A 24749-nucleotide genomic window follows, 5' to 3' on the forward strand; every position below is an offset into this window, starting at 1 on the left:
TATACATTTAATGGTCAAACTGTACTTTGTGTTTGGAAGCATTGAGGTGAAGCGTATTATATATAATCAATGAATTCATTAGTTTTGTTATATCCATAAATTATGATGGAGTCGGTAGTTACTTCACCTGGAACATGTATTTTTTTCAAGATTTGAATTAAATCAGCATTTATCGAGTCATCTTCAGCATGAATTTCTAACCACTCAATAAATTTATAACCACCATCTGAAAAATGGTAATACCAATCTCCATCCCAAAGGCTGATATAGCCAGTATCAATGTCTTTAATCCTCCATTTGGTTGGAAAGGCATAGTTGAGCATTGCTTGTCTTATTTCTTCCCATTTTGTGTTGTTCATTAAAGGTTTTAGTTCATTTGAATCCATATATTCACCTTTTTCATCCATCAGTACTGCACGTGTTTATTCCACTTCATCATTTTCTCTTGTACAAAACTGCCCGGTAGTTGAATGAAGGCAGCTGATCGCTTTGACTAACGGCTGCCTAATCGTATTTGAGCTAGCGTCTCCCGTTAGCGTAATGCAATCAGTAAAAAGCTTCCCCCTACTTACGGTTCACCGCTTTGGTTGAAGCTGTGAATTTTGGAGCCACTCTTATATCAACCGAGCACTCATTTTCGGCACGTGACAATTTTCCCAATTAGCTTTTATGAACGCCCGATGCATGAGCGAGCGTGTTGTACTTGAGATAATCATCATATTACTGATCGTCACTCTGCTGTGAATTGTTGTGTTGAGTTCACACCCTCCACAACTTGGCCGCTAGACAGATAGTAATCTCTTTGCACTGAACCGTCTGTTTTGGTGCTGTTGACCACAAAGACCTGGCCTACTTCTATCGGCATCAGATAGTTATCGTAAGGAAGATAATTGTCCACCAGTGGAAGGTCTTTGATATCTTCATAGGCGTCCTCCAATCGCCAAAATTCTCGATAGGCGTAATCCTTGAACCCGTTCAAATCCTGCTTACCAAAATAAGATGCTGCATATTCCTTGCCCTGTAAGGAGATGTAATCTACTCTGGATGGCTCAATATCTTTAGCAATCCAACTTAGGTTCTCAGAATAAATGTTATCGCCATAATGCTCCTGTAATTGATTGCCCATACAAGGGATGGATTGGGTCTTATAGTCCATTTCATCAAGCCCGGTATGCGCTGAGCCGTAAATGCCCATAACGCTCTCATTGCCCAACTTCTCAAATTCGCGAATAAAGTTTTCCGTCATCGTGTCTTCCCGATATACGCCGTCTTCTTTGCTGTAAAAAACACGGCCTTGCCGGATCGCTTCCATTGATAAAGTATACTTCTCCGATTCTCCCAGATCGTTTGCCACAAGATAAGATAAATAGCGGCTCCCGGTAGTTTCATATTGATGCCCGATGTCTGTGCCGTGGAAAATCGTCTCCGGACACTCGCTCTTTATTTTTTTGTAGAACTCTTTGACATCAGGGTTGTGACTACGTGTCCGTTCCCAATCATCATAAATCTCCTCTAAAATATCATCATTGTCCGACTGCATCCATAGATTCAAGTATTCGGCGGTAAAATAGGGCAGCTCGACGAATAAGTGCCTCATGCCCTCGTTATGGTAGTATTGAGACCACAATTTATATTCCTTGTCCAATATCTTGGCTACGCCGTGTGCTTCACCGTACAGATAAATGCTGCCCGATGCTTGCGCTACCACAGGTACATCCTTGGTCGGCTGCGCAGACTTGCTTGCTGTCTTGCCTGCGGTGGAATTATCGCAGGCAGTAAGGCTACTGACCACAAGTATAACGATCAGGGCAAGCAGCAAAGGGTATACAAGCATCATTTTCGCTTTTGCTACGAAGATGAGATTACGGTCATTCATAAACTAAGATCAACCTTTCATATACATTTATAAATCCATAATTTGGTATTCCCTAGCTGTTGCAAGATTTCCTGCTATCTCATCTTCAATTCTATATAGATTAAGGGAAAATGTGTCCTTTAGCGCAACGAAGGTAGCCGTTCATATAGACCAGCTACCTTCGTTTTAGATTAAGCTATTGTTTCCCGTTAGTTGAACAAGCACGCTTTCTTTTATTACACAATATCTTCGTACTGTTCATTAGTACTTTTTAATAATGAAACCTACCTTTGGTATAATTCGTATTAATTGTTAAATATTTTATTGAGGATGGTTATTATGAATCAAGAAAACTTAACTTGTAAAGCTTGTGGAAGTACTACCTTTGCTAAAGGTGAAGTGAACGCTGTGGATGCTAGAGTAATGCCAATCGGTAAATCTTTTACTTTTGGCTCCCCGGTTATATATACATTTTGTAAAAGGTGTGGGGAAGTAGCCTCAATTAAAATTACAAAACCCGAGAAATTTTGAACCCGCAGAACTGGATATTTCAAAATTCACTAATGCAGTAAGTGGGCATCAGATTAAGTTGGTATGATATATTTCTTTAATTACTATTTTTTTGAAAAAGGGGTTAAATATGAAGAACGAAAAGAAGGAAAATCAAAATATTTATAAATGGTTCTCCATTATTAGTATTACATTAATACCTCTCGCTGCCGGCATCGGAATTGTATTTGATATTAATCGGGATCCAATACAACTTCTTATTATGACTTTAGGTTTTTTAAGCATCTCTTGGATTAATTGGTCAAAGTATAAAGAGAAATCTAAGTTGTAAATACTTTTGCTTCACAGTATGTGTCAAATGCGACATAAAACCTCCACTTATCTTGTTCACTATCCTGCCCGTTAGTTCAATACAAAGATTCCATGAACACTATATAAACTCCTATTTCTAGTTAGAATTAATCAAATTTACGATTTCGATTTGGTTTGTTTCAATAGCTATGTCCAAAGGGCTTCCATTATAAGATGATACTTTTCCTTTAAATTTTACAAGTGTTTTAAAGTCAACACCTTGTTCTAATAATAGTTGAACTATCTCCTTATATCCTAAACTGCAAATCCAAAACAACAACTCTGATTTAGGGGTTGTCTCACTTTTGTAATCCGCCCCATTTGCTAATAAGTATTCAGCTATTTTGAGATTATTTCTCCAACAGGCCCACTTAAACGCTGTTGAAAAATACTTTTTATAGATTCCATTTTCTACCAGTGTTTTAGTCGCTTCTAAATTCCCTCCATCAAGATTCGTTGTAAAATCAAGTAGAGAGCTTTTTAGACCGTCAACTTGATTTATATCTACGCCCCTGGATAATAGTAATTCAATTATCTTCCTACTTCCGAGAGCACATGCAAAATGAATTGGTTGAAGATTGTTAGGGCCTTTAGAATGAATGTCTGCTCCTTCTTCAATTAAATATTTGGTTATATCGTAGTGGTTGTTAGTAATAGCAATTGATAAAGGCGTTTGTCTTCCGACATCTTTAATTTCCTTGTCTGCCCCTGCTTCAATTAAAAGTTTCACAATATCCAGATTTCCGTTTTTGCAGCAAATTTGTAACGGAGTCCCTTGGATTGGATTTGAATAGTCAGTAAGTTTTTTATTGAGTATATTAGGCTTAACATTAATCAATAGTTTTTGAACCAAATCTTTATTTTGGTTGTAACAAGCAGAATGTAAAGTTTCTTCAATTATCATTTTTGTCATACTAAACATCCTCTCGAATCATATATTGCAAGAGTTTCTATAACGTTGCGGCTTATGGTCACTAGTACCAGTGGCACCCACGCCTCTTAGCTGGTTGGATGTGCCTACCGACGCATTCCTCTTCGAAATCCATCGGGCGGATCCAAGGACAACTTGCTGGACCGCAGTGTGAATGCGATGTTATTTGATGTTGCCTCTTCTCATGCATCTACAAGGGTTAGGCAATTACGTCTAACATATTACACGAAATTCGCAAATATCCAATCTCATAGAAACATTCGTTAGCATTTGGCCTTGTCCTCTTATGTATTGTGGCGACTCCACTTAATAAAGGAAAGGAGTAGCTGCCGTAGCATACTGCTCCTTGTTTGTTCAACTATAGTTCCCCGTTCGTTAGCTTAATGAAATACTCCTAAGTTTTGTACGAATTTCATGACCAAGTTTACTGGGGAATATTTCTATAAAACTTATCTTCACATACTTCAATTGTTCCTACGCCTTCGAGTGTTGCGGCAATGCATCATGGGCAGAGACCATATTTTCGTTTTCCATTTGTTGGAACAGCCAACTTCAGGAATTGAAACGTTTCGCCTTCAAAGGCTGCTGTCCACACGAGTCCATCCAAATAGTAGTTATCCAATTCCTCTGCTCTCCTCGTGGGTGTACCTAGCTTAGTTTCGATCTGGGCTCTTAAATCACTTTGTAACAATCCATAGGGAAGCGGACCATTATATTTTCCATGTTTCTTATTTTCTTCCATGATCGTCATTGTTAATTCGTCAAATATATAATCACCCTCGCTTTTCTTGGTGATACCGTTGTTTTCAGCGCCAACATCGAAATGGAGAACTACTCCCTCTCCACTCACAAAATAGGTCGTAGCAAGATTCCTCCGCACAGTCGGCCGCCAAGTTATCTTGTCCCGCGAAAGCTGATCAACCAAAGGAGGGTAAACGCTGCTGTGTCCCAAATATTCAATGTAATCCAGAGGGTTCATTTCTGCCTCTTCCTTCCTGCTTTTAGTTTTAATTATCCCGGTTTTTCGTTCAAGGACCAATGCCATCTGCCCGTTAGCCGAACAGGCTGCCGTTCATGCCGGCAGTCCTGCATCTTTGTGCTATCGTTCCCCGTTCGTTGAATGATTTGGAGCTGAGGTTTAGTAAATAATATCGTGGTGCTCTCCATCTTTTGGGTCGATTATAATAACCCACTGACCCTCGTCTATGTTGAGCTCCTCAATGCAATATTTTCATGGGTATCAAATAAAAATACATAAACACCATTCTTAGATTCATAAATCATTACCTTCCTTATCTTTCCAATTGTTTCTGTAAGAAGAGCATACATTCTCATTTCATTACCCCATCGAATCTTTTATCATCATCTTACCATTATGCTAAAACTGCCAGTTACTTCAACAAATGAAAAAGGAGCTGTAGCATGGCAAGCTCCTCAACTATAGTTCTCCGTCAGTTCAGTAACAAACAGTCTGAAGAAAGCAGTAAAGAGAGGAATTTCTCCCCTACTTAATTCAATGAGTAATTGGTGCATTTTCGATTTGCTCGCACATGCACTTACATAAGATCCCTACATTACTTTGTTGGGAATATGAATACTAATCTTCTGGCATTTTCCAACCCGTTTCCTCATCCCAAATGGCATCCGTATCATCTAGATGCACATGCCAATCCCCATTAGAAATACTTCTTCTAATATCCGTCAAACAAGTCAACCAATAAAACAGCGCATGCAATGTATCTTCAAAATCATCTGAAAAGGGCAGCTTTGTTGAACCTGCAAAGATCACTGATGGTTCATCCTGCTCATAGTCATAAACACAAAATATTTCTCCAATATCCTTCATTTCAAAACCCGCATTGTATTTATCAATGATGGCCGTTATCTCTTGCTCCTCACTGTTGGTAAGGTTATGGTTTCTCATACAAGTGTAATAAACAGAAATCCCCATGCTACATTTCTCCTTTTTTATAATTTTAACAACGATCACTCAAGAACTTACGTTCTTATTATTATGCCATATTAATCCATTGCAAGTAAATATTCATTGCATTAAACTGCCCGTTATTAACATCATTAATGAAGCAAAGAACCACCCAGAAGAAAGGGCCCTCCCAACTGGGTGATTCTTTTTGAACGAAAGTATTCATTTCTAGATTTTCGCTCAAAAAAAAGCCGAAAATATTAGAAGAACTATATATGGCACTTTACCTGAAAAGAAGAGAGGTGACTTGAAATGGACTTTTGTGTGAGTGGTTACACCGTGGATACGGGAAGCGAAATCCTGGAATATGTAGAGGCTGCTGATGAACGCCAGGCTTACAGGATGGTTTCAGATAAACATAGTCGGCTAAAAAGGGGGTACGCTATCTGTAGTGTGTCGCATCTGGATGGAACAGAGGTGTACTCGAATGTCAGAACAAATCTTAGTCGAAATTGGGACCAACATTAAGAAGCAGTTTCCCAGTGCTGCGCATTTATGCTCATGGGCTGGACTTGTACCTGGGCATAACGAAAGTGCAGGAAAAAGAATATCTATTAAATCTAAAACCGGAAACAAAATTTGAAGTCCGCCTTAGTTGAAGCAGTCCATTCCGTAGAAGCCTCAAAGAACTATCTTGGTGCCATGTACAGACGAATAGCGGCAAGAAAAGGAAGAAAAAGGGCTGCAATCTCTGTCGGGCATGCTATGTTGAGAATAGCCTATTATTTGTTGACTCGTGAAGAAATGTATGTGGATCTAGGCGAAGATTACTTTGACAAGCCCTTTTGCTTTCTTACCATGCGCAATACGCATCTCCATAACGATTCTAACGGCGATTTTTTTCAATCCTCTTTTCATTTCAATAAATGCCTCAGCTTATCTGGGTTCCTAACAAAATATAAGTTGCGAATCGAATTTCTCTTGACATGCATGAGCGCAACAGTTATGTTGTCCTCTCCTGAACGGATAACAAGTCCAGTTTGGCCATTTATATCCCTCATTTCTACATGCACGCCTGCTTCGTAATGAGGAGCCTTACGAATTAAGCCGAGAAGGAACCGGGCGACGAGATCGCGCGATTCAATAGGATGGACGGCGGCGATGGCTTTACCTCCTCCATCTGAGACCAACACGACATCTTTGGAGAGCATGGATACAACCATATCCACGTTACCCTGTTCGAGAGCTGCTAGGAGTCGACGGACCCACTCTTCGCTTGCTGCTTCGGGATTGACTGGTTCATCGGGGGTAATCCCCATCTTTCCTCTCGCACGGCTGATCAGCTTGCGGCAATTCGCTTCGCTTTTGCAAACGAGCTCGGCAATATCAGCATATTCAAAGCCGAGCGCCTCACGAAGTACGAACACAGCCCGTTCCGTAAGGGACAGCCTTTCAAGCAATACGAGCATAGCATAAGACAGCAGCTCGCCTTGAACAACCGATTCAAACGATACATCATTAGGAGTAAGAAAGGGCTCAGGAAGCCATTGCCCGAAATATTGTTCCCGCCTCTTACGCGCCGATTTGAATAAATCCCGACAGCGATTAGTTACCATTTTGCACAAATATGCTTTAGGTTCAACCAAACGTTCCAGCTTTACATCATGCAACTTCAGGAATACGTCCTGCACAACATCCTCCGCATCGGAGACCGATCCAGTCAGTTGGTAGGCAAGCGTTAATAGCAGCCCTTTATAATGCTCATATAACTCCTGCATCTTACAATTCCATCCTTTTCCACCAACCCTCTGTTTACATTATTTTAACAGACTTCCCAAATCCCATGTGAATTTCCTTATTCGCCAACCCAGCTTTCCTGTAAAGGTAATATCTAACCCCCATTGATGTATCCATACCATTCCCTTCTCCGGACCTAAGGCAAAACAAAAAAAATCAATAAATCCCCTATGTGGAGGTGCTTGACGCCCTGCAATATCCGCCGACAAAATCTTTCCAAGCCTTGCCGCTTGGGCGGTCGCTTCCTTACACGTCTTCCCATCCACCCGTCCACTAGCAGGGTCTACGATTCGGGCGCAGTCGCCGATACTGTATACACCCTGGGCCCCTTGAGCCCGATAACTTGCATCTACGACCACGTATCCTTCCGAAGTGATCGGCAACCCGATGCTTTGCAACATTGGGTTGGGTAACAGCCCCAGCGTCCAGACACATAAGCCAACGGACATCGTCTCGCCGTTAGATAAGGTTAACACTCCCTCTTTCTCCTGTAACACCCTACTCCCATGTAAGGTAGTTACTCCGCAAGCGTCAAGTGAACGTTCCAGTTTAAGCCCTATCTTTGCCGGTCCTTCTAGGAAAAGCCTCTTATTCGCGTTAAATAATTTTATTCTCACAGCACTCGGGTCAAGTCCCAATAATAACGCATCTTCACGAATAAAATAAGCTAGTTCGGCAGATGTCTCGATGCCGCTTATACCCGCTCCAACAACGGCAATGGTCATTAATCTCTGACGTTCTTCCGCGCTTTTTTCTTTTACGGCTTTTTTTATATTCGCGCGCCACGCCTCTCGTATCTTCCACGCAGCGTCTAAACTCGCTAATGCCATACCTCCCTGTTCAGGGTCAGGTTGCCGCACGACGCTGCCTACCGCCAAAACGAGGAGGTCATATTTTATCGAATTCTTATTTCCTTCAGCATCCTGACAAAGTAGCCTTCTTTCCTCTGATTCGATTTTCGTTACAGTAGCCCGAACGAATTCAACCCCTTCGGGAAATAACCTAGTTAGAGGGATAGTAATTTCTTCATATCCGACCGCGGGCTTAAAAAGCAATACTTTGCGAAAGTGATAAGAGTTCTTATCGATTAAAATAAGTCGGAGTTTTCGTTTACTTTCTTGACCCTTAAATGTTTTCCAAATCGCTTTAATTGCATTAATACCTGCATATCCTCCGCCAATAACGATGCATGTCAATTCTTTCATTACAACCACTCCTTATTCCGTTTGCATATACAACGAGATAAGGGGTCGTTTTGTGACAACAACGATATGTCAATGACTGCCGATTATCTGTGCTTGAAAAAATCTGCCCCCTTAAAGACTCTTTCCAAATCTAGAAGTTGACAGAAGTCCGTCAAGGCAGACGACGTCTAGCAGTACGTGCTCGACCGGCTTGCCAAGGTCGCCCAGAAGCCGAAAATTGTGGAGGACGTTGTGCGGAAGCTGAATAAAGATCGGACCGTGAACGTGGTTCCTTTACAAAAGGAACAGGAAGCAATCGACAAGGAAATCGCCACCATTGATGCTCAGCGCAAGAAATACTTCAGGCTTTACGAAAGGGATGGAGTGGACGAAACCTGCTGCTCGATCGGTTAAGCGAGTTCAAGGAACAGAACGAATGCCTCCTTGAGCGTAAAATTAACGTAGAGCAGCGGCTCATGGAATGCGCTTCTGACCCTATCCCAGTGAAGCAGGTGCAGCAATTGCTGGGCCAATTCCGCTCGTTGCCGCTCACTTCTCCCCCGGAAACACAGAAGACCATTTCCAGAATGTCATCAGGCAGATTCACTTCGGCGTCCCAAAGGACATGCGAAGCATAGAACTTAAATTCAACCCGCAGGTGCAACAGCATTTTTTTGAACTGGCCCCTTACGCCGAAATGGCGGAAGGGGCATTGGCTGTGAATCGGCAAAAGTCCCCATCCAGATACATCATCAATATATAGCACAAATAAACTCGCAGTAGCCTGTTTACTCACTATTCCGATCGGAGCGTGACCTACCCTGCTCCTATGGTCTGTATGCTGTAAATACAGGCTCCTGCGAGTTTTTCTCCAAAAAACTTGCCCCTACTTGATACGGTTCACCGCGATGGCTGAAGCGGCATGTTTTTGAAACTGGCGTAGAATTCTTAAGTGTTACAAACACCTTTTGTGGCTCCCCTTTCGTGGGAGTTTCCATGCATCAACTCTTCATGGATCGTATCCATGAAGAGTTGAATACATAGTATTCGTTGTATAGATGTGTCCAATTTATACTAATGGATGTGGTACATAAAGTTCTTCTAAACTGGTAATTTCTTCAGGTGTCAATTTAACCGACAACGCCGAAACGGCATCTTCGAGATGGCTGGTCTTGGTCGAACCGATAATTGGGGCAGTGATCTCTTCTTTTTGCAGCAACCATGCAAGAGCAACTTGTGCGCGTGGAATTCCTTGGTTAGCAGCAACTTCCGCAACTCTCTCTGCTACTTTACGATCAGCCTCTTCCGTTTTAATAAACAACGCTTTAGCTATCTGGTCATTCTCGGATCGTGAGGTCTGTTCATTCCAATCCCTAGTTAACCGGCCTGCAGCCAAAGGCAGGTAAGGAGTGACGCCAACTCCCTCGTCTTTGCAAAGGGGGAGCATTTCTCTTTCTTCTTCCCGGTAGAGCAGGTTTAATCTATTCTCCATAGAGACGAACCGTGTCCAACCGTTGCGCTCTGCAACATGCTGAGCTTTCGCAAACTGCCATGCCCGCATGGAAGATGCTCCGAGGTATCTGACCTTGCCCGCCTTAACTAAATCGTGAAGAGCCTCCATCGTCTCTTCAATCGGCGTATTTGGATCCCACCGATGGATCTGGTACACATCGACGTAGTCTGTTCCGAGTCGTCTTAGACTATTATCAATTTCGGTCATGATGGCCCTGCGGGAAAGTCCCATAGCATTCGGACCTTTGCGCATCGGAACAAATACCTTTGTAGCTATGACGACTTCGTCACGATGAGCGAAGTCCTTTAAGGCACGCCCGAGGATTTCTTCACTTGTTCCGTCGGAATACATGTTGGCGGTACTGAAAAAGTTGATGCCCAATTCGAGTGCCCTCTTAATAATCAGTCTGCTTTGCTCCTCATCCAGAGACCATGGAGTATTGCCGCGTTCAGGTACGCCGAAACTCATGGTTCCAAGGCTTAACTTCGAAACCTCTAACCCGCTGCGTCCAAGCTTCACATATTCCATTTAATAACACACTCCTTATATATTTGTAGGGGAAGGCGTTACGCCTTTAAGTTGACATATCAACCTAGGAAACATAGTAACACCTTGTGGTTGATGCGTCAACCATGATATTATAATCGTATGGATATAAACGAACTTAACGAAGATGAAATGCGGATATGGAATATGTGGAAAGGCTCCTTTAAACGAATCTTCGGTCGCGTTGTAAAAGAGATGTCTGAACACACAGGACTCTCAGAGGGTGATTTTGGAGTATTAGACCGGCTAGTCCAATTTGGCAATGGTAAGCTTCGCCAACAGGAATTAGCTGACTCGATGGACTGGGATAAGAGCCGACTATCACATCACCTAACGCGAATGGAAAAACGAGGTCTAGTTCTGAGGAAACCTCTAGACACAGATCGCGGTGTTCAAGTCATCATTACTTCCGCCGGAAGGTCAGCCTTAGACGAAGCCCTTCCCATAGTCTCAAAGGCAATACGCAAGCATTTTCTAGATCTATTAACCGATCAAGACATTGAGTCGATTACTACACTGGCGGAAAGAACAACATCCTGATTGCTGTTTTTGATGTAAGGAACCGGCCCCTTCCGCCAAAATAGCGGAGGGGGCATTTTCTTTCTTATCGGGCAGAGGGAAGATTCTCCGCAGGCATCCTTGTCATATGTTTCCCCTTACCCGTCCCGCCACGTGCTTGAACTCCGTTCTGACTATAATCCAAGTTTTTGTCACTAAGACGCACCAACCCAAAATAAAAAAACTTGCCACTACTTATGGTACGGTTCACCGCGTTTGATCTTAAACTAAACTGCCCGTTAATTGAATAAAGGCAGCCAATCCACTGATCGGCTGCCTTATGTCATCATTTAGCTATCGCTATTCGATAGTTTAACAATCAAGATTTCTGCATGCCATGGCCACTCTTCTAATGTCTATGCTCAAGGATGTTGATAAGTTTGCCAAACGGATCGCGGACATAGAATCGCCGAACACCCCAAGGCTCATCAATAAGCCCATATTCTATCGGAAATCCAGCTTTCTTCATGCTTTCAAATGTAGCATCGACATCATCGACTTCAATTGATAGATCAGGCGTAGGCGTTTCTGAGCCACCCTGTGAGGCAAAACTAATCTGAATGCTCATCTCCTCGTCTAAACCATAAGTTCTAATCCAACCATGATCCATCATTAAATCAAGACCGAGCACATCCTCGTAGAAGCATTTAGCTGCCGCGATATCCTTCGTGTTTATATTGGCGACGATTCGTTTGACCTTCATTTCAAACCTCCCAGACAGAAATAGATTATCCTTGAATATAGAATGCATTCAACATATAACAGTTAATTCTAGCCTCGACGTTCCTGACCTTTATTTATCCATATTTAGCTGCGGAGGCTCACCGAGCAGAAAACACCAGAAAACACCCGAAGAACTGGCATTAAGTCTGGTTACGAAATCTCCGTACTAACCACCTCAACACAAGAAGCACCACGATTCCGCAAATGGTATAACTGATTGGGCGAATAAATTGCTCCACGATACCCCAGTTGTCACCTAACCGGTATCCCAGATAGATCAAAGCTAAGTTCCACGGGATACAGCCGAGTGCTGTAAATGTTATGAATCTCCAAGCTTTCATTCCAGCAACCCCTGCGGGCAGTGAGATAAAAGTACGAATAAAGGGCAACATACGAGTAAAAAATACGGTACTCTCTCCATAACGCTCGAACCAACGCTCCGATTGCTCCAAATGATGCTCATTTAGGAGAATATATTTTCCGTATTTTTCTAATAACCGGCGTCCACCAGCCTTACCAATATAGTAGGCAATGATGGAACCCAGTAGGTTTCCGAATATCCCAGCAACAGCAACTTCCATAAAAGTAAGCGAGCCTTGCGCAATCAGCCACCCACCGCTGAGCATAATCACTTCACTGGGAATGGGGATACAGGCACTCTCTAGAATCATCCCTAACCATATGCCCCAAATACCCATAGAATTAACAAGGTGAAGCGCGGATTCAGATATCCACGTAAATAGTTGATGCATGAGTGTTCACTCCGCTTCATAAATTTTACTATTCCTTAAGAAAGTCTCGTTATAATTGAACAAAAAACGGGGGGAAAACAAAATAATGATGAAATTCAATATACACAAATTTTTGTATGGCATATTCGTTATAGCCGCTATCTTGCTGATGTTCCCTAAATTTTCTTACAATGATCCCGATACCTTCTGGCATATAGAGCTAGGACAATATATGATCGAGCACGGACAAGTTCTACATCATGCCATACATACTTTTTACGGAGATAAGCTGCCCTACGTCCCTCATGAATTCGGATTCCAGCTGTTCGTTGCCCCGCTTTATGCAGCTTTTGGATGGCCGGGTGTGTATATTTTGACCGCTGTATGCTTGTTCTTTTTAGTGCTCGGATTGCTTCGGCTGGGTAAGGTTTCACGCAAAGAACTGGGACTTCAAGAAGACCATGTTCTCCTGCTCCCTTTTGTGCTGCTAATTTCTTGCTGGATTTATTATAATTATTTCAAAGGCCGTCCACAGATGATCTCTTCGTTTATGATTGTCTGGTTTTTCGTATATTTACGTGAATATCAAATGAGTTCTCAAAAGAAATATGCCGCTGCGATGATTGCCCTTTCTATTGCCATTGCCAATTTCCATGCAGGAGTATGGCTTGTAATTGCTGTATTTACAGGGATGGCTCTGCTTGAATCCTTGATCCAAAAAACGCTGAATGGGTGTAAAATCATAGTCTTCAGTCTCATCTGGTTCGTTGGCATTCTAAATCCAGGCGGCGTAAAAAGTCTCTTGTTTATTTTGACAGTTACGAAGAAAAACTTTAACCTGCTGATCAATGAATGGCAGCCGATTCGGTTCAATAGCTTGGAGAACTTGCCCATCTTACTATTGCTTTTGTTCTTTGCCTGCACACTTCCTTTTGCACTCCAGCGTAAACCGTTCCGTTTTTTTCTTATGCTTGGGATTCTATACCTCGGTGTATCAAACTTCAAGCAAAACCTGTTTATGTGGCTGTTCATCCCCTATTTTGCGGCTGTATTTTTTGATGCGCTTCCTGAGTTCACCAAAACAGGTATTCTAGTCCGACAAAGTACATTACGCGGGTTACTGGCAGTTGGCCTGCTGCTAAACATTGCTTATCTATTCCTTGTACCACCAGTTATTGACGCCAAAAAATATCCTATAGATGAAATGGACTATATTCTGCAGCATACATCTGAAGGTACACGTCCCAAAGTTCTCGCCCACTACGGTTCATCCGGCTATGTCATGTTTCGAGGGGGAGATGTGTTATGTGATGGCAGACAAGATCCCTTCGTGACAAAAGATTCTCTTGGCGTATTGGGTTGGACTGCTTTTGAACGCTCGATGCACGGATTCTCTGAATACCTTCCCGAGATCGTTAATTACGATCAGCCCGATTATGTAATTACGAGCAAAAAGGTCTCATATAAACTACTCAAGGAATGGACACAAAAATTTGGTCAGCCCGTATTTACAGGGACCTATGGCAGTGTCTTCTCGTTTATCCCAGAGTGATGATCCGGCTCATTAATTCCTCACTCTGTAGAACGCAAAAAAAAACGCTGACCTGAGGCAATCTAGCCTATAGTCACCGATCCGCAAATAAGTATTCTGATTAATAACATCCGCATGGTAAGGATATACATAATTAAGACAAATAAGAAAAATAAGTTAGTAAAATATCAAGTCTAGCGTTGATTGTTCCTAAATTGTATAGTATTTTATGGAAGAAAGGTAATTTAAAAGAAGGGAGGAATTAAAAATGGACAAGATGTGTATGGAAATGATGATGAACATGTGTATGGATGATATGATGTCTAAGATGAACTGTATGAAGATGGGCATGGAAAAAATGTCTGAAATGGGCATGATGGATATGAACATGGATATGATGATGAAAAAAATGCAGGACTGCGATGAAATGATGACTATGTGTATGACAATGATGCGCGAAGGAATGCAAATGTCTAAGTAGCCTATAGACCATCGTAAGTTTGGCAGAGCAGACTAACTGCATGCCTTTTTTTATTTTCTATTTATTATTACAATGTGAGCTTAAATTATATCCTGATATATCTACTCTGAATCTTCTTCGATAGATTAATCCGTTCCTGCTTTAACTCCCAGACTTTCTCTTTCCACCGGTACTGCTCTACTGGATCCGCACTTTCCCTCAGCTTATTAAATAAATCCATTAATATTGCATTTATATCGTCGAATTGAATCCACAGCTCTTTCACACTTTGTTCTGTTGTCTCAGCATGAGAAGCCTTGCTCAGCTTATTCAAACGGTCTATGATGTCAGCTTGCCACTGTCCATCGTTAATTGCTTTGGCGTAGTTTAAAAGATCCAGATAATCATCGACAGACATTTTCACCGACTCCTTATTCTGTGTATACCCAGTATTATACTCGGCATTATAGAAATTGCAATAGTCTATCTGTAGAAAAGGCATCTTCTCAGATGCCCCCCCAATGTTATTCCCAATCCGTTACTGGATTTTCCCGCCTTCAACGACAAGCTCATCAGTATATCCTTCACCGTAAATTTCATTTAAGGTTTCTTTGTAGGCTTGATGGATAAATTGTTCTTTACCAAGGGTATCAAGTTCTGTATTAATCCAGTCCAGCAATTCCTTATTCCCCTTTGCCACTGCTGGAGCTATTGTATCCTGACCCCCGAAAGCAGGAATGCTGACCGTAAATCCAGGATTTGATTTAGCCCAAGCAATGAGTTCTGTATTATCGTTAGCGATTGCCGCCCCCCGACCATCTTTAAGCGCTGCAAAAATCTCGGTGTACTGATCGAATTTGAGCAATTCAATATCCGGATATTCTTTGGTAAAATAGGTTTCCGCTGTCGTACCTTTAGCTACAATGAGCTTTTGCTTGTTCCCTTTTAATTGATCAATGGAAGTGATTGGAGCACTGTCTGGGGATACGATCCCAAAGGATAATTTCATGTACGGATTAGCAAAATCCACTTTTTCTTTTCTTTCCTCGGTGACCGTAAAGTTAGCCATAATGATATCAACCTTACCGGATTCAAGATAAGCCACGCGGCTGGCAGCATCAACTAACACAAATTCAACCTTCGAGTCATTCCCTAGCAGATCCTTGGCAAAGCGTTTGGCAATATACACATCAAATCCTTGGTTTTTACCCTCAGCGTCCACATAACCAAAAGGTGGTTTGTCTGCAAATACGCCGATCTTAATCTTCCCTTTCTTCTTTAGCTGTTCAATAGAAGTGAATTTAGAAGATGCTGAGTTTCCGTTGTTATCCGAACTATTTCCGCAAGCAGCCAATCCCATCAATAATATACTTACACCTACCAGCATCGTTAGCCATTTCAAACTTTTCTTCATTTCTCTTCCTCTCCTATTTCTATAATTTTTCGTACTGAAATATATCCAGAAAATGCTGGGCACGTTCTGTCGCAGGGTGGGTAAAAAATTGTTGCGGGGCAGCGATCTCACATATCTTGCCTTGATCCATAAACACGATCCGATCCCCAACCGATTTGGCAAACCCCATTTCATGAGTCACGATGATCATCGTCATTCCTTGCTGAGCAAGCCCTAAGATCACATCAAGCACTTCCCGAACCATTTCCGGATCCAAGGATGCTGTCACTTCATCAAATAACATAATCTCCGGATTCATACATAAAGCTCTTACTATAGCTATTCTCTGCTTTTGTCCACCGGAAAGCTGGCGTGGATAGTCCAGTTTACGCTCAAGCAGCCCTACCCGCTCTAAGAGCTGTTCCGCTTGCTGCGTTGCTTCTTTAAGCTCTCTCTTTTGTACTTTCAGAGGGCCTAGAAGAATGTTATCCATAACCGTCATATGCGGGAATAACTCATAATTTTGAAAGACCATTCCGATATGCTGCCTAACTTCACGCCAATCTACAGCAGCCCCCGCGAGGTTCTGCCCACGATATTGTATCGCCCCTTCCTGAACCGGTTCCAAACCGTTAAGACAACGTAGGAACGTACTTTTTCCACAGCCAGAGGGACCGAGAATAACGATTACTTCTCCTTTTTCGACCTGCAATTCAATGCCGTCCAGAACCTTTCGCTCTCCAAAATATTTGTGTAATTGTGTAACCTTCAGCAGGAGTTCTCCGGAATCTGCCATTACAACCGTTCCTTCCTAAGCCTTAATTTTGCCATCTGCTTTCAACTTTTTTCGAAAGTCTGGATAACGGAAAACATACAGAAAAATATAATATAAAGATAAAGCCGTATACCCAGAATGAAGCGGTGGGCGCTTTTATCACGCCGAGTTCAATGATCTGCTGCCCGATCTTTACCACCTCAATCACTCCAATCAGCACCACCAGTGATGTTGTCTTGATCATTCGTGTGGCAAGATTAATCATTCCCGGCAGCATTCTGCGTACAGCCTGCGGGATCAAAATATGCCGATAAAGTTGACTGCTGCTCAGACCTAGCGCCCTAGCAGATTCCACCTGATGTTTTGGCATAGATTGCAAAGCTCCACGAACAAGATCCCCAATCTCCGCAGCTCCCCATAAGCTGAACACCAATATAGAGGTAGCCTCCCCGCTGATATCGATATGAAGTAATGGAGAGAAACTGAAATGTACTACATACAGCCACACTAGAATCGGAATAATTCTAAAGGTCTCCAAATAAAGACGTAATATAAACCTTAATGGCCTCGATCCCAGCGTCCGGAGCAATCCCATAACGATCCCTAATAACGTACCGATTCCAATAGAGAGAAATGATATTTCAATCGTTACAAGTAAGCCCCCTAATAATCGTTCGAAATTAGAACCTTCAAAAAGCACCTCAATCCCCGAATTCTGCATATCTCACCTTCCTTTCCACCCAAGTCAATAAAAGCGATAAGGGCAGGACTAACACCAAATAGGCGAGTACCAGAAGGAGCAGAGACTCCGCTGTTTTGTAATGCATGCCGATTAAGTCTTTTGCCACATTCATCAAATCCATTAAAGCAATGGCACCCACAATAGAGGTTTCCTTCAGCAGAAAGATCGCATTTGCCCCTAAAGAAGGAATACTTATCGCAAAGGCTTGGGGAAAAATAACATATCTGACCAGCTGCAGCTTAGACAGTCCAATGCTCTGACCTGATTCAATCTGCGATTGGCTAACTGCCTCGAACCCACTTCGAAAAGCCTCCGTCATATAGCTCCCGCCCAAAAATGTCATGCCTACAATCGCACAGGTCATCTCGCTAAAGTGAATTCCGATCTTAGGTAAGCCATAGTAAAGAAAAAAGAGCTGCACAAGTAAAGGGGTGTTCCGTGAAAGCTCAATGTAGATCTTAATAACATCACTGACGATTTTGACCTTATAGTACAAGACGATACTGAACAGTAATCCAATAAGGAGTGAGAATACAATAGCTAACAACGCTAACTTCACTGTCAGCCACATCGCCTCACCATAAAGCGGCAAACTCTCGTAGATAAACTCCCAGTCTAAATTCATATCTGAGTAACCCGATCCCCTTTTCTTAATTTCTAATAATTATCAAAATCTTACATTAAACCTTACGCGTGGTGATATGATTTTATTCATACTATTCCAAGTAAATAACTACGTTTTAAAACTCTTGTATAGTAGTCCACAAAAAAAACCGCTAAGAGATTAGTCTTAGCAGTTTCCTTGTTCTATAGGATAAACCTTGCCCCACCCTAACATCCCACTACCAATAGCCTCGGATGCCGGTCTGCAAGCGGATCAGCGCTTCCATATAATAATAATCTCCCCAAATCATATGACCATCAGGCACACGTCCACCTCTCACATGATAAGAACCATGCTTTAGAAGTCCCTCTGCTTCCGGATTTCCAGATGTCGCATAATGTTCCACTAGAGATTTCATGCTACGGTGTAAAGCAACTTCATAAATGGTCCGGTCCGGATCGTCTACGCCTAGGTGATCGAGCAGTTCCAAAAGACCGGCTGCCGCAATCGCCGAAGCCGAGCTGTCGCGAGGGGTCTCCGCTCCCACTGGCACATCGAAATCCCAATAAGCCACACCGTCCTCCGGTAGATGACTGATAAAATAATCCGCTAGGCTCTTAGAAGTCTTAAGAAAATCCTCTTTCTGCGTATAGCGATACGCCAGAGCAAAACCGTATATTCCCCAAGCTTGACCACGTGTCCAGGTCGATCCGTCCTCATAACCTTGATGTGTTCCCCCACGAATTGCATTTCCGGTAGCCGGATCAAAATAAAAAGTATGGTAAGAGGAGGCATCCCCACGCACAAGAAATTTCCGGCTCTTAAACGCATGTTCGAGCGCTATTTCATAATAGCGCTTATCTCCTGTTTCCTCCGCTGCCCAGAACAATAGAGGTAAATTCATCAAGCAGTCAATAATGATACGTCCCGCATTCTCCGGGTCACTCTCCAGTCCCCAGGCCTGAAGAACCCCTGCTGGTTCACGCCAGCGCTTGCACAGCGTGTCCGCAGCTTGCAGACCGACAGCTCGCGCCGCTTCGCTGCCCGTTATTTTCCACTCCGCTACTGCGGTCAGTGTATACAAGAAACCAATGTCATGATGGTCCAGGGCGATGTGCTGATCCAGACGATGCTTGAAGTCCCCTAACCAAGAGGCTGCCGCCTCCTTATAGCATGAATCCTTACTATATTCATAAGCAAGCCACATCATCCCAACATAGAAACCCTCTATCCAGTCGTCGTTGTCTCCCCATTCGTACTGTTGCCCCTCAGCGATATGAGGCAGTTTGCCCGGATGGTTAGCCATATTGCTCCCAACTTTGTGAATCGCATCCTCAATAGCCTTATTCCACATCTTTGTTTCTCCCTTCCCTTAAATCAACAGTATGCAAAAGTGTATCGTTACTAGGTTCGTATACAGCAACCCTTCCGTCCGAGTGCCATTGAATAAGCGGTGGTGAAGCAAGACTTGCCTGGTTCTCCGGAGTATTCGTCGCTCCGAAGACAGCAGATATCAATACTTGCTCTCCCGGTTCCAGTCTGGAGCACAAGCTCGGAAGAAGTGTCCGCGGCTTCAGCAGATTGGTATTCGGCTCGGGATATACGCACTCTCCCCGATCAAAGCCGCATAGCCTATGTATGGCACTGATTCCCCAGGGCAGCTGTACCGAAATAGCAGTGTTTGATACATTAATAATTTCCCGTTCACTGTGCGAGAAGCCAGCTGACTGGCCAATGGCAAATCCACCCTCCGCTACATCCAGCCGCCGGGCAGTATGAATGCTGTGAACACGAACATGCCATAGACCTGCCGGAATAATCCATGTCTCCACATGTACATCACTCCAGGGATGCCAGCGGGAATATACATAGCTGTCCCCGATTTCCCAGGTCTCGCAGAATCTGCGTACCCGATAGTGTTCATCACATTCGCATAGTGCGAGTGTAGAATCGTAAGCGCCTTGAACCAACCCGTAACCCGCTTTCGGGACACTAAAGCCAAACAGAGTGGAATATGCAAATTTAGAATATTTGGCTGCACTATGGGCCATATCAAAGTTAGCCATCTGTCCAGAGGTATAGGCAATAACCTGCCTGTTTCCTTCCGGACGACTCACAAGCATTCGCGCCTCTTGGAGAGCCCGTACCTCTTTCAAAATAGGCAACGGCTCTTCCTCCGCCTGCCAAAAAGGATGATCATCTGGCAAGGCAAGAATAAGCATAGCTTTAAAGGCCCAATACGGAGATCCGGGGGCGTTGTAGTTCTCTGTCATGACTAGATTCGGATAAGCATATCCGATGCTAAGCAGTCCGTCTAATCCCATAATAGGTTGTTCAAACCACCAACGAAAATGGCGCATAATGATTCCTTTAAGAACGCCATATGAAAAAGGAACCATATCTGCATACACCAGCGCACTCCAGAATGAAACCTGTGCAAAACGATAGGTCAGGCTACGACCAAAAGGAAGTGCGCTTCCGTCCTCAGCGAACCAATAAATGAAATCCTCGGCAAATCGTGCGGATCTTTCCCGATAAACAGCAGCTCTCTGAGGATCATCATCCGCCATCAGCTTAGCGTATATCAGCGTATAATAATGCATAGCAAAAGCAATATAATAGTCCCTCTGATCGGTCAATCCATCGGAATACCAACCGTCACCAAGATAGTAATTATCGATCTGCGCTAGATAATCATCCATTATGCTCTGATCATAAGGTAATCCGACTTTCTTGAAGCCCACATTCACAAGAACCGTGAACATCAGCCAGTTATTCGGATTGGAACGATCCACATGATTAATCTGATTTAGCCAGTTATATACATTCATTTTCTGCGTGTCGCTCAGCGGCTCCCACATTTTATGTGGTGCAAGAGCAAGCCCCAGTCCCAACACGGCCTGCTCTACCATACGCTGATCTTTGGTAGTAAATTGCCCCCAATATTCTTCATGCTCCGGGTCTGTTCCGTTGATGATCCCTTCCAGAAACATCGGCCAGAGTGCACTTTCCCCTCCACCGCTGGCATGGGGAACAAGGCCCCATAGAGGACGGGCGAAAGCTTCCATAAGCGCTGTAGCTTCATTGTAAATCGATCCTGTAGCGCCCATATTAATTCCTGCACAACCAGAGGTAAATCTGCGCTCCAGTGGAGTATATAGTTCATTTAGGAACATCTGTAATTCATTTTTAGTGCCCTTTATTCCCACAGCAATGTTTCCTCCTGTCCACACTCAATGCCAAGTGGCATATTCACTAGGCCTCATGCCCATTTCCCGTTTAAACAGCTTGATGAAATAACTTTTGTTGGCATATCCTAGATACTCGGAGATCTCTTCCACTGTCTTTTCAGATTGGTTAAGCAGCTCCTTTGCCTTCTGAAGCTTTAGCATATTTACATATTCGATGAAGTTCTGGTTTGTTTCCCGTTTGAATAAGCGGCTGAAATAACTGGCATTTAAGTTAAGGCGGCCTGCCATGTCCTCCAGCGTTATTTTCTCCGTCACATGACTAATCACGAACTGCTGGGCTTTGATGACCTCACTCCGTTTAGACTTGATGGAGAACATACTTATTTTCCGCGCTAATTCCTCCAAGTACTGCACCAGCCATTGTTCCAAATGCTCCAGAGTTTCAATGTCACCAACCACGCTAAAAAGCTTTTCTTCGGTTATAGGCAATGGAGATTGCAGAAGCTGTTTCGTCTTCATCTGCAAGTCCATCAGCAAGCGAAGCACACATTCCTTGACTTCATTCGGATGGAATTTTTGCGAGGCCACCCATTCCCTCCATTCCTTTACATGAACGCGAAGCTCCGTGTTCCTGTTCAAGGCAATATCATCATTGATAACAGCGTACAAGGTTCCATATTCAGCATAAATATCTTCTCCGGAAAAGCAGACTTCTTCAAAACGGTGGATTCCCGCCGCAGGGAGATAAAAGCGCTGTATTTTCTCCCTCAGCATCCGCTGCAATGTTCCGCGAATTTCCTCAGGACTGCGCGCCTCAGCGCCAAATAAGCAAGAGACAGAGAGTTTAAGATATTTTTGAACCGCAGAGGCTGCATTTTGAATGGAGTGATAGATAGCCTGGTGATCTTTGGAAGGCTGGTCGCTGCAAAAGAGAATGACAATCTCCTTATGGCTGTATCTCGAAATAAACAGACTGTGATCAGCCTCAAGCACTTCCTGCATAATATTCTCAACCGCAAAAGAAATCGTATATTCACTCATCCGGCGCACCCTTGAAGCTTCCTCTGGACGATCAATTACAATAACCAGCGGGATATAGTTTTTGGCATGGATCATAATTCCGTTTGATCGGGCCTGCTCGATCCAAGCCCCCTTATCCCAGGATTGATACAAGGTATCTTTTAGAAACTTTTCCTTCAGCGCGGCGCGATTTTGAGACTGCTTTTGCTTATAAACCAGCATCTCTGTATGCTGCTGCCTATTCAGTCCCACTTCCGCCACAAGGGTGCTAATCGCTTGCTGTAACTGCTCAATATCCAGTGATTCTTTTAAAATATATTCTCCTACGTTTAATTTCAGCGCTTGCTGGGCGTATTTGAATTCGTTGTGGCAGGAGAGAATAATCGCACGGATTCCGGGCTGCACAGCTCTGAATAGCTCCAGCATCTCCAGCCCGTTCATCTTGGGCATGCCAATATCGGTAATAATAAGATCTGGTGGACTCTGCTGTGCTTTTTCCCAAGCCTCGAGACCGCTATAATAACATCCGATGAGTTCAATACCGAGCTCACTCCAAGGTACGGCCTGCGACAAATAACGGATAACCGGATAGTCATCATCCACCAATATTGCCGTCAGCATTCTCCACACCCACCTTTCCGTAATCCAGAGGAAACTCCAGACAAATCTCTGTGCCCACATCAGGTTCACTTTGAATATTCAGCTTAAAAGAAGCGCCATAAATCATACTGAGGCGTTGGGCCACATTGCGTAAACCTATGCCGGAGAACCCTTTTCTGTCCTCCTCTGTAATTTGTTCGCTGCTGTATGCGGTTTCACGAAGTCTTGTTAAAGTTTCCGGCGACATCCCGATCCCATTATCCTTAATGGTGATAACCAAGCTTCCCGTAGTTGCAACAATACGAGCTTCAATAAAAATCTCGCCACCAAACTGCTCGAAGCCATGGATGATGGCATTCTCGATCATGGGTTGAATCATAAATCGAGGCACCAGTGCTTCAGCGCTACCGTCCGCTAAATTCATTTCCAGCCTGACCTGATTGGCATGGCGGAAATTCATTAAAGTGACATAATGCGATATCGTATCTGTCTCCTCACGAAGCGGGATAAACTCATTGTCCCTGTTAAAGGTCATCCGGAGCAAAGACGACAGCGAACCAATCAACTCAGCATTCTCCCGATCGCCTTGCATCAGGATATTTAAGCGAATCGAATTCAGCAGATTAAACATAAAATGTGGATTGATCTGCGCTTGCAGCATCTCTAGTTCGGCTTTTCTTTTTCCCGTCTGTTCATAAGTGATTTGTTCAATCATAGACTCGATCCGATCCAGCATCTGGTCAATGGTGCGGGCGAGCTGTGCTGCCTCATTATTCCCTCGAATGAACGAACGTTCATCCAACTGACCACGACCTATTCGCTTTACAAAAGCGCTTAATTTTACGATTGGCTGAGTCAGCTTTGAGATTAGAACGGTTAAGAGAACGGAAAACAAGGTAAAGAAAAGAATCTGCACCGCCAGGCTGATAAATAAAATCTGCTTATTTTTGGACAAGGCTGCCTTCAGCGGGATAATGCTGACCATCCGCCATTTGTTACTGCTCAGCTCCTGATCAACATATAAAAACTTCTCTCCGTCGATTTCCACAGTGTCAAGCTCGCCATCCATTTTCAACCACGTCATCGTCTCTCCGATTCGGGTCTTGTCAGCATGGGAAACTACAGTTCCCTTGTCATCCAAAAGCATCATCTCTTTATCATTATCGTTATTTAGATAAGGACGGAGCTTACGCTCATTGATATTAATAATTAAATATCCGATGGTACTGCTGGAGGTCGATTGAATCGGCCTCGCAATGGTTACCCAATCAGCTGAGCCTTTATCAGAATAATTGTAGTACGTATCGTGCTCCGCTCTCCAATAAGTCGAAATGGGTTGAATTTGTTTCAGCAACGATGTCCAATTTTTGTTGTAGAAATTTTTCGGGTTAAAGTCACTGTAAGGATAGCTGGTATAAATCAAACCATTTTTTCCGATTAACGTCACCTTCAAATATTCTGTTAAAACAAACATATCATCCAGCATCCGCGACATACGGTTATACTGAATGATCTGCTTTGGTGCACGGAGCGACTCTGAATCGGCAGACATCATCTGCCTGATCTCGCTGTTCTGGAGCACAAAGTTGGACTGTTCCAGTGTCTGTTCAAATATGGCATTCATATTGGCGCTGGCTGCATTTAAAGATTCTCTTGCGCTACCAACCGCTTTCTCCAGAATGAGATCCCGGGTCAAATAATCAGTAACCATGTAAATGCAGACAAGCGGGATCAGCACGCAGATCAGCGATGACCAGACAAGTTTCTTACGGAGGGATTGATGCTTTCTAAACACGGATTACAGACCCCA

The 24749-nt window shown here is 43.3% G+C and carries 25 protein-coding genes; 6 read left to right on the forward strand and 19 right to left on the reverse strand.

Going from position 1 to position 24749, the window contains the following annotated elements; translation table 11 throughout:
- Window positions 1-56: 56 nt before the first annotated feature.
- Entirely contained in the window at window positions 57-407 is a 351-nt protein-coding gene (locus MHH89_RS13820; protein WP_217696514.1) for a DUF6678 family protein, read from the reverse strand.
- 323 nt (window positions 408-730) lie between these two features.
- Window positions 731-1876 (reverse strand): hypothetical protein, encoded by a 1146-nt coding sequence (locus tag MHH89_RS13825; protein ID WP_341087349.1) that lies wholly within the window; start codon window positions 1874-1876, stop codon window positions 731-733.
- Window positions 1877-2194: 318 nt separating this feature from the next.
- Between MHH89_RS13825 and MHH89_RS13830 the strand changes: the two genes are divergently transcribed.
- Window positions 2195-2386 (forward strand): hypothetical protein, encoded by a 192-nt coding sequence (locus MHH89_RS13830; RefSeq protein WP_076220132.1) that lies wholly within the window; start codon window positions 2195-2197, stop codon window positions 2384-2386.
- 427 nt (window positions 2387-2813) lie between these two features.
- Here MHH89_RS13830 and MHH89_RS13835 read toward each other — a convergent pair whose 3' ends face one another.
- The 3 genes from MHH89_RS13835 to MHH89_RS13845 form a co-directional block, all read right to left on the reverse strand.
- A complete protein-coding gene (locus MHH89_RS13835; protein ID WP_076220134.1) occupies window positions 2814-3629 on the reverse strand; it encodes an ankyrin repeat domain-containing protein in 816 nt (271 codons plus the stop codon).
- A gap of 520 nt (window positions 3630-4149) precedes the next feature.
- Window positions 4150-4626, reverse strand: a complete 477-nt coding sequence (locus MHH89_RS13840; protein WP_076220135.1) for a hypothetical protein — start codon at window positions 4624-4626, stop codon at window positions 4150-4152.
- 618 nt (window positions 4627-5244) lie between these two features.
- Window positions 5245-5598 (reverse strand): hypothetical protein, encoded by a 354-nt coding sequence (locus tag MHH89_RS13845; RefSeq protein ID WP_076220136.1) that lies wholly within the window; start codon window positions 5596-5598, stop codon window positions 5245-5247.
- Between the two features lie 460 nt (window positions 5599-6058).
- Here MHH89_RS13845 and MHH89_RS13850 point away from each other — a divergent pair, with 460 nt between their 5' ends.
- Window positions 6059-6214 carry an IS110 family transposase gene (locus MHH89_RS13850; protein WP_256717512.1) on the forward strand — a complete coding sequence of 52 codons (156 nt, stop codon included), beginning with the start codon at window positions 6059-6061 and terminating at the stop codon, window positions 6212-6214.
- A gap of 271 nt (window positions 6215-6485) precedes the next feature.
- Here the strand turns inward: MHH89_RS13850 and sigJ are convergent, their stop codons facing one another.
- Window positions 6486-7349, reverse strand: coding sequence for an RNA polymerase sigma factor SigJ (gene sigJ, locus MHH89_RS13855; RefSeq protein ID WP_076220137.1), 864 nt, complete (start codon window positions 7347-7349; stop codon window positions 6486-6488).
- A gap of 39 nt (window positions 7350-7388) precedes the next feature.
- Window positions 7389-8573 (reverse strand): NAD(P)/FAD-dependent oxidoreductase, encoded by a 1185-nt coding sequence (locus MHH89_RS13860; RefSeq protein WP_076220138.1) that lies wholly within the window; start codon window positions 8571-8573, stop codon window positions 7389-7391.
- A gap of 219 nt (window positions 8574-8792) precedes the next feature.
- On the opposite strand from MHH89_RS13860, the gene MHH89_RS13865 reads away from it, so the two are divergent.
- The gene (locus tag MHH89_RS13865) at window positions 8793-8966 is read left to right on the forward strand and encodes a hypothetical protein (RefSeq protein WP_179087558.1); all 174 of its coding nucleotides are present in this window, start codon (window positions 8793-8795) and stop codon (window positions 8964-8966) included.
- A 655-nt stretch (window positions 8967-9621) separates the two neighbouring features.
- Here the strand turns inward: MHH89_RS13865 and MHH89_RS13870 are convergent.
- On the reverse strand, window positions 9622-10593 hold the full coding sequence (locus MHH89_RS13870) for an aldo/keto reductase (RefSeq protein ID WP_076310134.1): 972 nt from the start codon (window positions 10591-10593) through the stop codon (window positions 9622-9624).
- A 120-nt stretch (window positions 10594-10713) separates the two neighbouring features.
- On the opposite strand from MHH89_RS13870, the gene MHH89_RS13875 reads away from it, so the two are divergent.
- Window positions 10714-11151, forward strand: coding sequence for a MarR family winged helix-turn-helix transcriptional regulator (locus MHH89_RS13875; protein ID WP_076310135.1), 438 nt, complete (start codon window positions 10714-10716; stop codon window positions 11149-11151).
- 367 nt (window positions 11152-11518) lie between these two features.
- Here the strand turns inward: MHH89_RS13875 and MHH89_RS13880 are convergent, their stop codons facing one another.
- Window positions 11519-11872 carry a VOC family protein gene (locus MHH89_RS13880; protein WP_076310136.1) on the reverse strand — a complete coding sequence of 118 codons (354 nt, stop codon included), beginning with the start codon at window positions 11870-11872 and terminating at the stop codon, window positions 11519-11521.
- 160 nt (window positions 11873-12032) lie between these two features.
- On the reverse strand, window positions 12033-12644 hold the full coding sequence (locus MHH89_RS13885) for a DedA family protein (RefSeq protein WP_076130264.1): 612 nt from the start codon (window positions 12642-12644) through the stop codon (window positions 12033-12035).
- 85 nt (window positions 12645-12729) lie between these two features.
- Between MHH89_RS13885 and MHH89_RS13890 the strand changes: the two genes are divergently transcribed.
- Together MHH89_RS13890 and MHH89_RS13895 are read left to right on the forward strand one after the other, a co-directional pair.
- On the forward strand, window positions 12730-14175 hold the full coding sequence (locus MHH89_RS13890) for a hypothetical protein (RefSeq protein WP_076310137.1): 1446 nt from the start codon (window positions 12730-12732) through the stop codon (window positions 14173-14175).
- 247 nt (window positions 14176-14422) lie between these two features.
- Entirely contained in the window at window positions 14423-14635 is a 213-nt protein-coding gene (locus MHH89_RS13895) for a hypothetical protein (protein WP_038572647.1), read from the forward strand.
- Window positions 14636-14720: 85 nt separating this feature from the next.
- Here MHH89_RS13895 and MHH89_RS13900 read toward each other — a convergent pair whose 3' ends face one another.
- The 9 genes from MHH89_RS13900 to MHH89_RS13940 form a co-directional block, all read right to left on the reverse strand.
- The gene (locus MHH89_RS13900; RefSeq protein WP_076281529.1) at window positions 14721-15032 is read right to left on the reverse strand and encodes a hypothetical protein; all 312 of its coding nucleotides are present in this window, start codon (window positions 15030-15032) and stop codon (window positions 14721-14723) included.
- Between the two features lie 120 nt (window positions 15033-15152).
- Window positions 15153-16028, reverse strand: a complete 876-nt coding sequence (locus tag MHH89_RS13905) for a cysteine ABC transporter substrate-binding protein (protein WP_076281337.1) — start codon at window positions 16026-16028, stop codon at window positions 15153-15155.
- 19 nt (window positions 16029-16047) lie between these two features.
- Window positions 16048-16803, reverse strand: coding sequence for an amino acid ABC transporter ATP-binding protein (locus tag MHH89_RS13910; protein ID WP_076218436.1), 756 nt, complete (start codon window positions 16801-16803; stop codon window positions 16048-16050).
- Between the two features lie 22 nt (window positions 16804-16825).
- Window positions 16826-17503, reverse strand: a complete 678-nt coding sequence (locus MHH89_RS13915; RefSeq protein WP_076130269.1) for an amino acid ABC transporter permease — start codon at window positions 17501-17503, stop codon at window positions 16826-16828.
- Complete coding sequence (locus tag MHH89_RS13920) at window positions 17484-18149, reverse strand: amino acid ABC transporter permease (RefSeq protein ID WP_076186917.1); 666 nt, start codon at window positions 18147-18149, stop codon at window positions 17484-17486. Before MHH89_RS13920 ends, MHH89_RS13915 begins: the two co-directional genes overlap by 20 nt.
- A gap of 217 nt (window positions 18150-18366) precedes the next feature.
- Window positions 18367-19482, reverse strand: coding sequence for a glycoside hydrolase family 88 protein (locus tag MHH89_RS13925; protein WP_076281336.1), 1116 nt, complete (start codon window positions 19480-19482; stop codon window positions 18367-18369).
- Window positions 19472-21337, reverse strand: coding sequence for a DUF2264 domain-containing protein (locus tag MHH89_RS13930; RefSeq protein ID WP_254847658.1), 1866 nt, complete (start codon window positions 21335-21337; stop codon window positions 19472-19474). Before MHH89_RS13930 ends, MHH89_RS13925 begins: the two co-directional genes overlap by 11 nt.
- A 24-nt stretch (window positions 21338-21361) precedes the next feature.
- A complete protein-coding gene (locus MHH89_RS13935; RefSeq protein WP_076130272.1) occupies window positions 21362-22960 on the reverse strand; it encodes a response regulator transcription factor in 1599 nt (532 codons plus the stop codon).
- Window positions 22935-24734, reverse strand: coding sequence for a cache domain-containing sensor histidine kinase (locus MHH89_RS13940; RefSeq protein ID WP_076281335.1), 1800 nt, complete (start codon window positions 24732-24734; stop codon window positions 22935-22937). Before MHH89_RS13940 ends, MHH89_RS13935 begins: the two co-directional genes overlap by 26 nt.
- Between the last annotated feature and the right edge of the window lie 15 nt (window positions 24735-24749).

Origin of the sequence: Paenibacillus sp. FSL H7-0323, assembly GCF_038002725.1 — a bacterium.
Taxonomy (GTDB): Bacteria; Bacillota; Bacilli; order Paenibacillales; family Paenibacillaceae; genus Paenibacillus_AQ; species Paenibacillus_AQ odorifer.

What these genes read in the sequence shown, in the direction of transcription:
- MHH89_RS13825 (WP_341087349.1), bottom strand. Translation starts at nt 1,876, where the DNA reads ATGAATGACCGTAATCTCATCTTCGTAGCAAAAGCGAAAATGATGCTT.
- MHH89_RS13890 (WP_076310137.1), top strand. Translation starts at nt 12,730, where the DNA reads ATGATGAAATTCAATATACACAAATTTTTGTATGGCATATTCGTTATA.
- MHH89_RS13835 (WP_076220134.1), bottom strand. Translation starts at nt 3,629, where the DNA reads ATGACAAAAATGATAATTGAAGAAACTTTACATTCTGCTTGTTACAAC.
- MHH89_RS13840 (WP_076220135.1), bottom strand. Translation starts at nt 4,626, where the DNA reads ATGAACCCTCTGGATTACATTGAATATTTGGGACACAGCAGCGTTTAC.
- MHH89_RS13820 (WP_217696514.1), bottom strand. Translation starts at nt 407, where the DNA reads ATGGATGAAAAAGGTGAATATATGGATTCAAATGAACTAAAACCTTTA.
- MHH89_RS13885 (WP_076130264.1), bottom strand. Translation starts at nt 12,644, where the DNA reads ATGCATCAACTATTTACGTGGATATCTGAATCCGCGCTTCACCTTGTT.
- MHH89_RS13870 (WP_076310134.1), bottom strand. Translation starts at nt 10,593, where the DNA reads ATGGAATATGTGAAGCTTGGACGCAGCGGGTTAGAGGTTTCGAAGTTA.
- MHH89_RS13935 (WP_076130272.1), bottom strand. Translation starts at nt 22,960, where the DNA reads ATGCTGACGGCAATATTGGTGGATGATGACTATCCGGTTATCCGTTAT.
- MHH89_RS13900 (WP_076281529.1), bottom strand. Translation starts at nt 15,032, where the DNA reads ATGTCTGTCGATGATTATCTGGATCTTTTAAACTACGCCAAAGCAATT.
- MHH89_RS13905 (WP_076281337.1), bottom strand. Translation starts at nt 16,028, where the DNA reads ATGAAGAAAAGTTTGAAATGGCTAACGATGCTGGTAGGTGTAAGTATA.
- MHH89_RS13880 (WP_076310136.1), bottom strand. Translation starts at nt 11,872, where the DNA reads ATGAAGGTCAAACGAATCGTCGCCAATATAAACACGAAGGATATCGCG.
- MHH89_RS13920 (WP_076186917.1), bottom strand. Translation starts at nt 18,149, where the DNA reads ATGAATTTAGACTGGGAGTTTATCTACGAGAGTTTGCCGCTTTATGGT.
- MHH89_RS13850 (WP_256717512.1), top strand. Translation starts at nt 6,059, where the DNA reads ATGTCAGAACAAATCTTAGTCGAAATTGGGACCAACATTAAGAAGCAG.
- MHH89_RS13875 (WP_076310135.1), top strand. Translation starts at nt 10,714, where the DNA reads ATGGATATAAACGAACTTAACGAAGATGAAATGCGGATATGGAATATG.
- MHH89_RS13915 (WP_076130269.1), bottom strand. Translation starts at nt 17,503, where the DNA reads ATGCAGAATTCGGGGATTGAGGTGCTTTTTGAAGGTTCTAATTTCGAA.
- MHH89_RS13830 (WP_076220132.1), top strand. Translation starts at nt 2,195, where the DNA reads ATGAATCAAGAAAACTTAACTTGTAAAGCTTGTGGAAGTACTACCTTT.
- MHH89_RS13910 (WP_076218436.1), bottom strand. Translation starts at nt 16,803, where the DNA reads ATGGCAGATTCCGGAGAACTCCTGCTGAAGGTTACACAATTACACAAA.
- MHH89_RS13895 (WP_038572647.1), top strand. Translation starts at nt 14,423, where the DNA reads ATGGACAAGATGTGTATGGAAATGATGATGAACATGTGTATGGATGAT.
- sigJ (WP_076220137.1), bottom strand. Translation starts at nt 7,349, where the DNA reads ATGCAGGAGTTATATGAGCATTATAAAGGGCTGCTATTAACGCTTGCC.
- MHH89_RS13860 (WP_076220138.1), bottom strand. Translation starts at nt 8,573, where the DNA reads ATGAAAGAATTGACATGCATCGTTATTGGCGGAGGATATGCAGGTATT.
- MHH89_RS13845 (WP_076220136.1), bottom strand. Translation starts at nt 5,598, where the DNA reads ATGGGGATTTCTGTTTATTACACTTGTATGAGAAACCATAACCTTACC.
- MHH89_RS13925 (WP_076281336.1), bottom strand. Translation starts at nt 19,482, where the DNA reads ATGTGGAATAAGGCTATTGAGGATGCGATTCACAAAGTTGGGAGCAAT.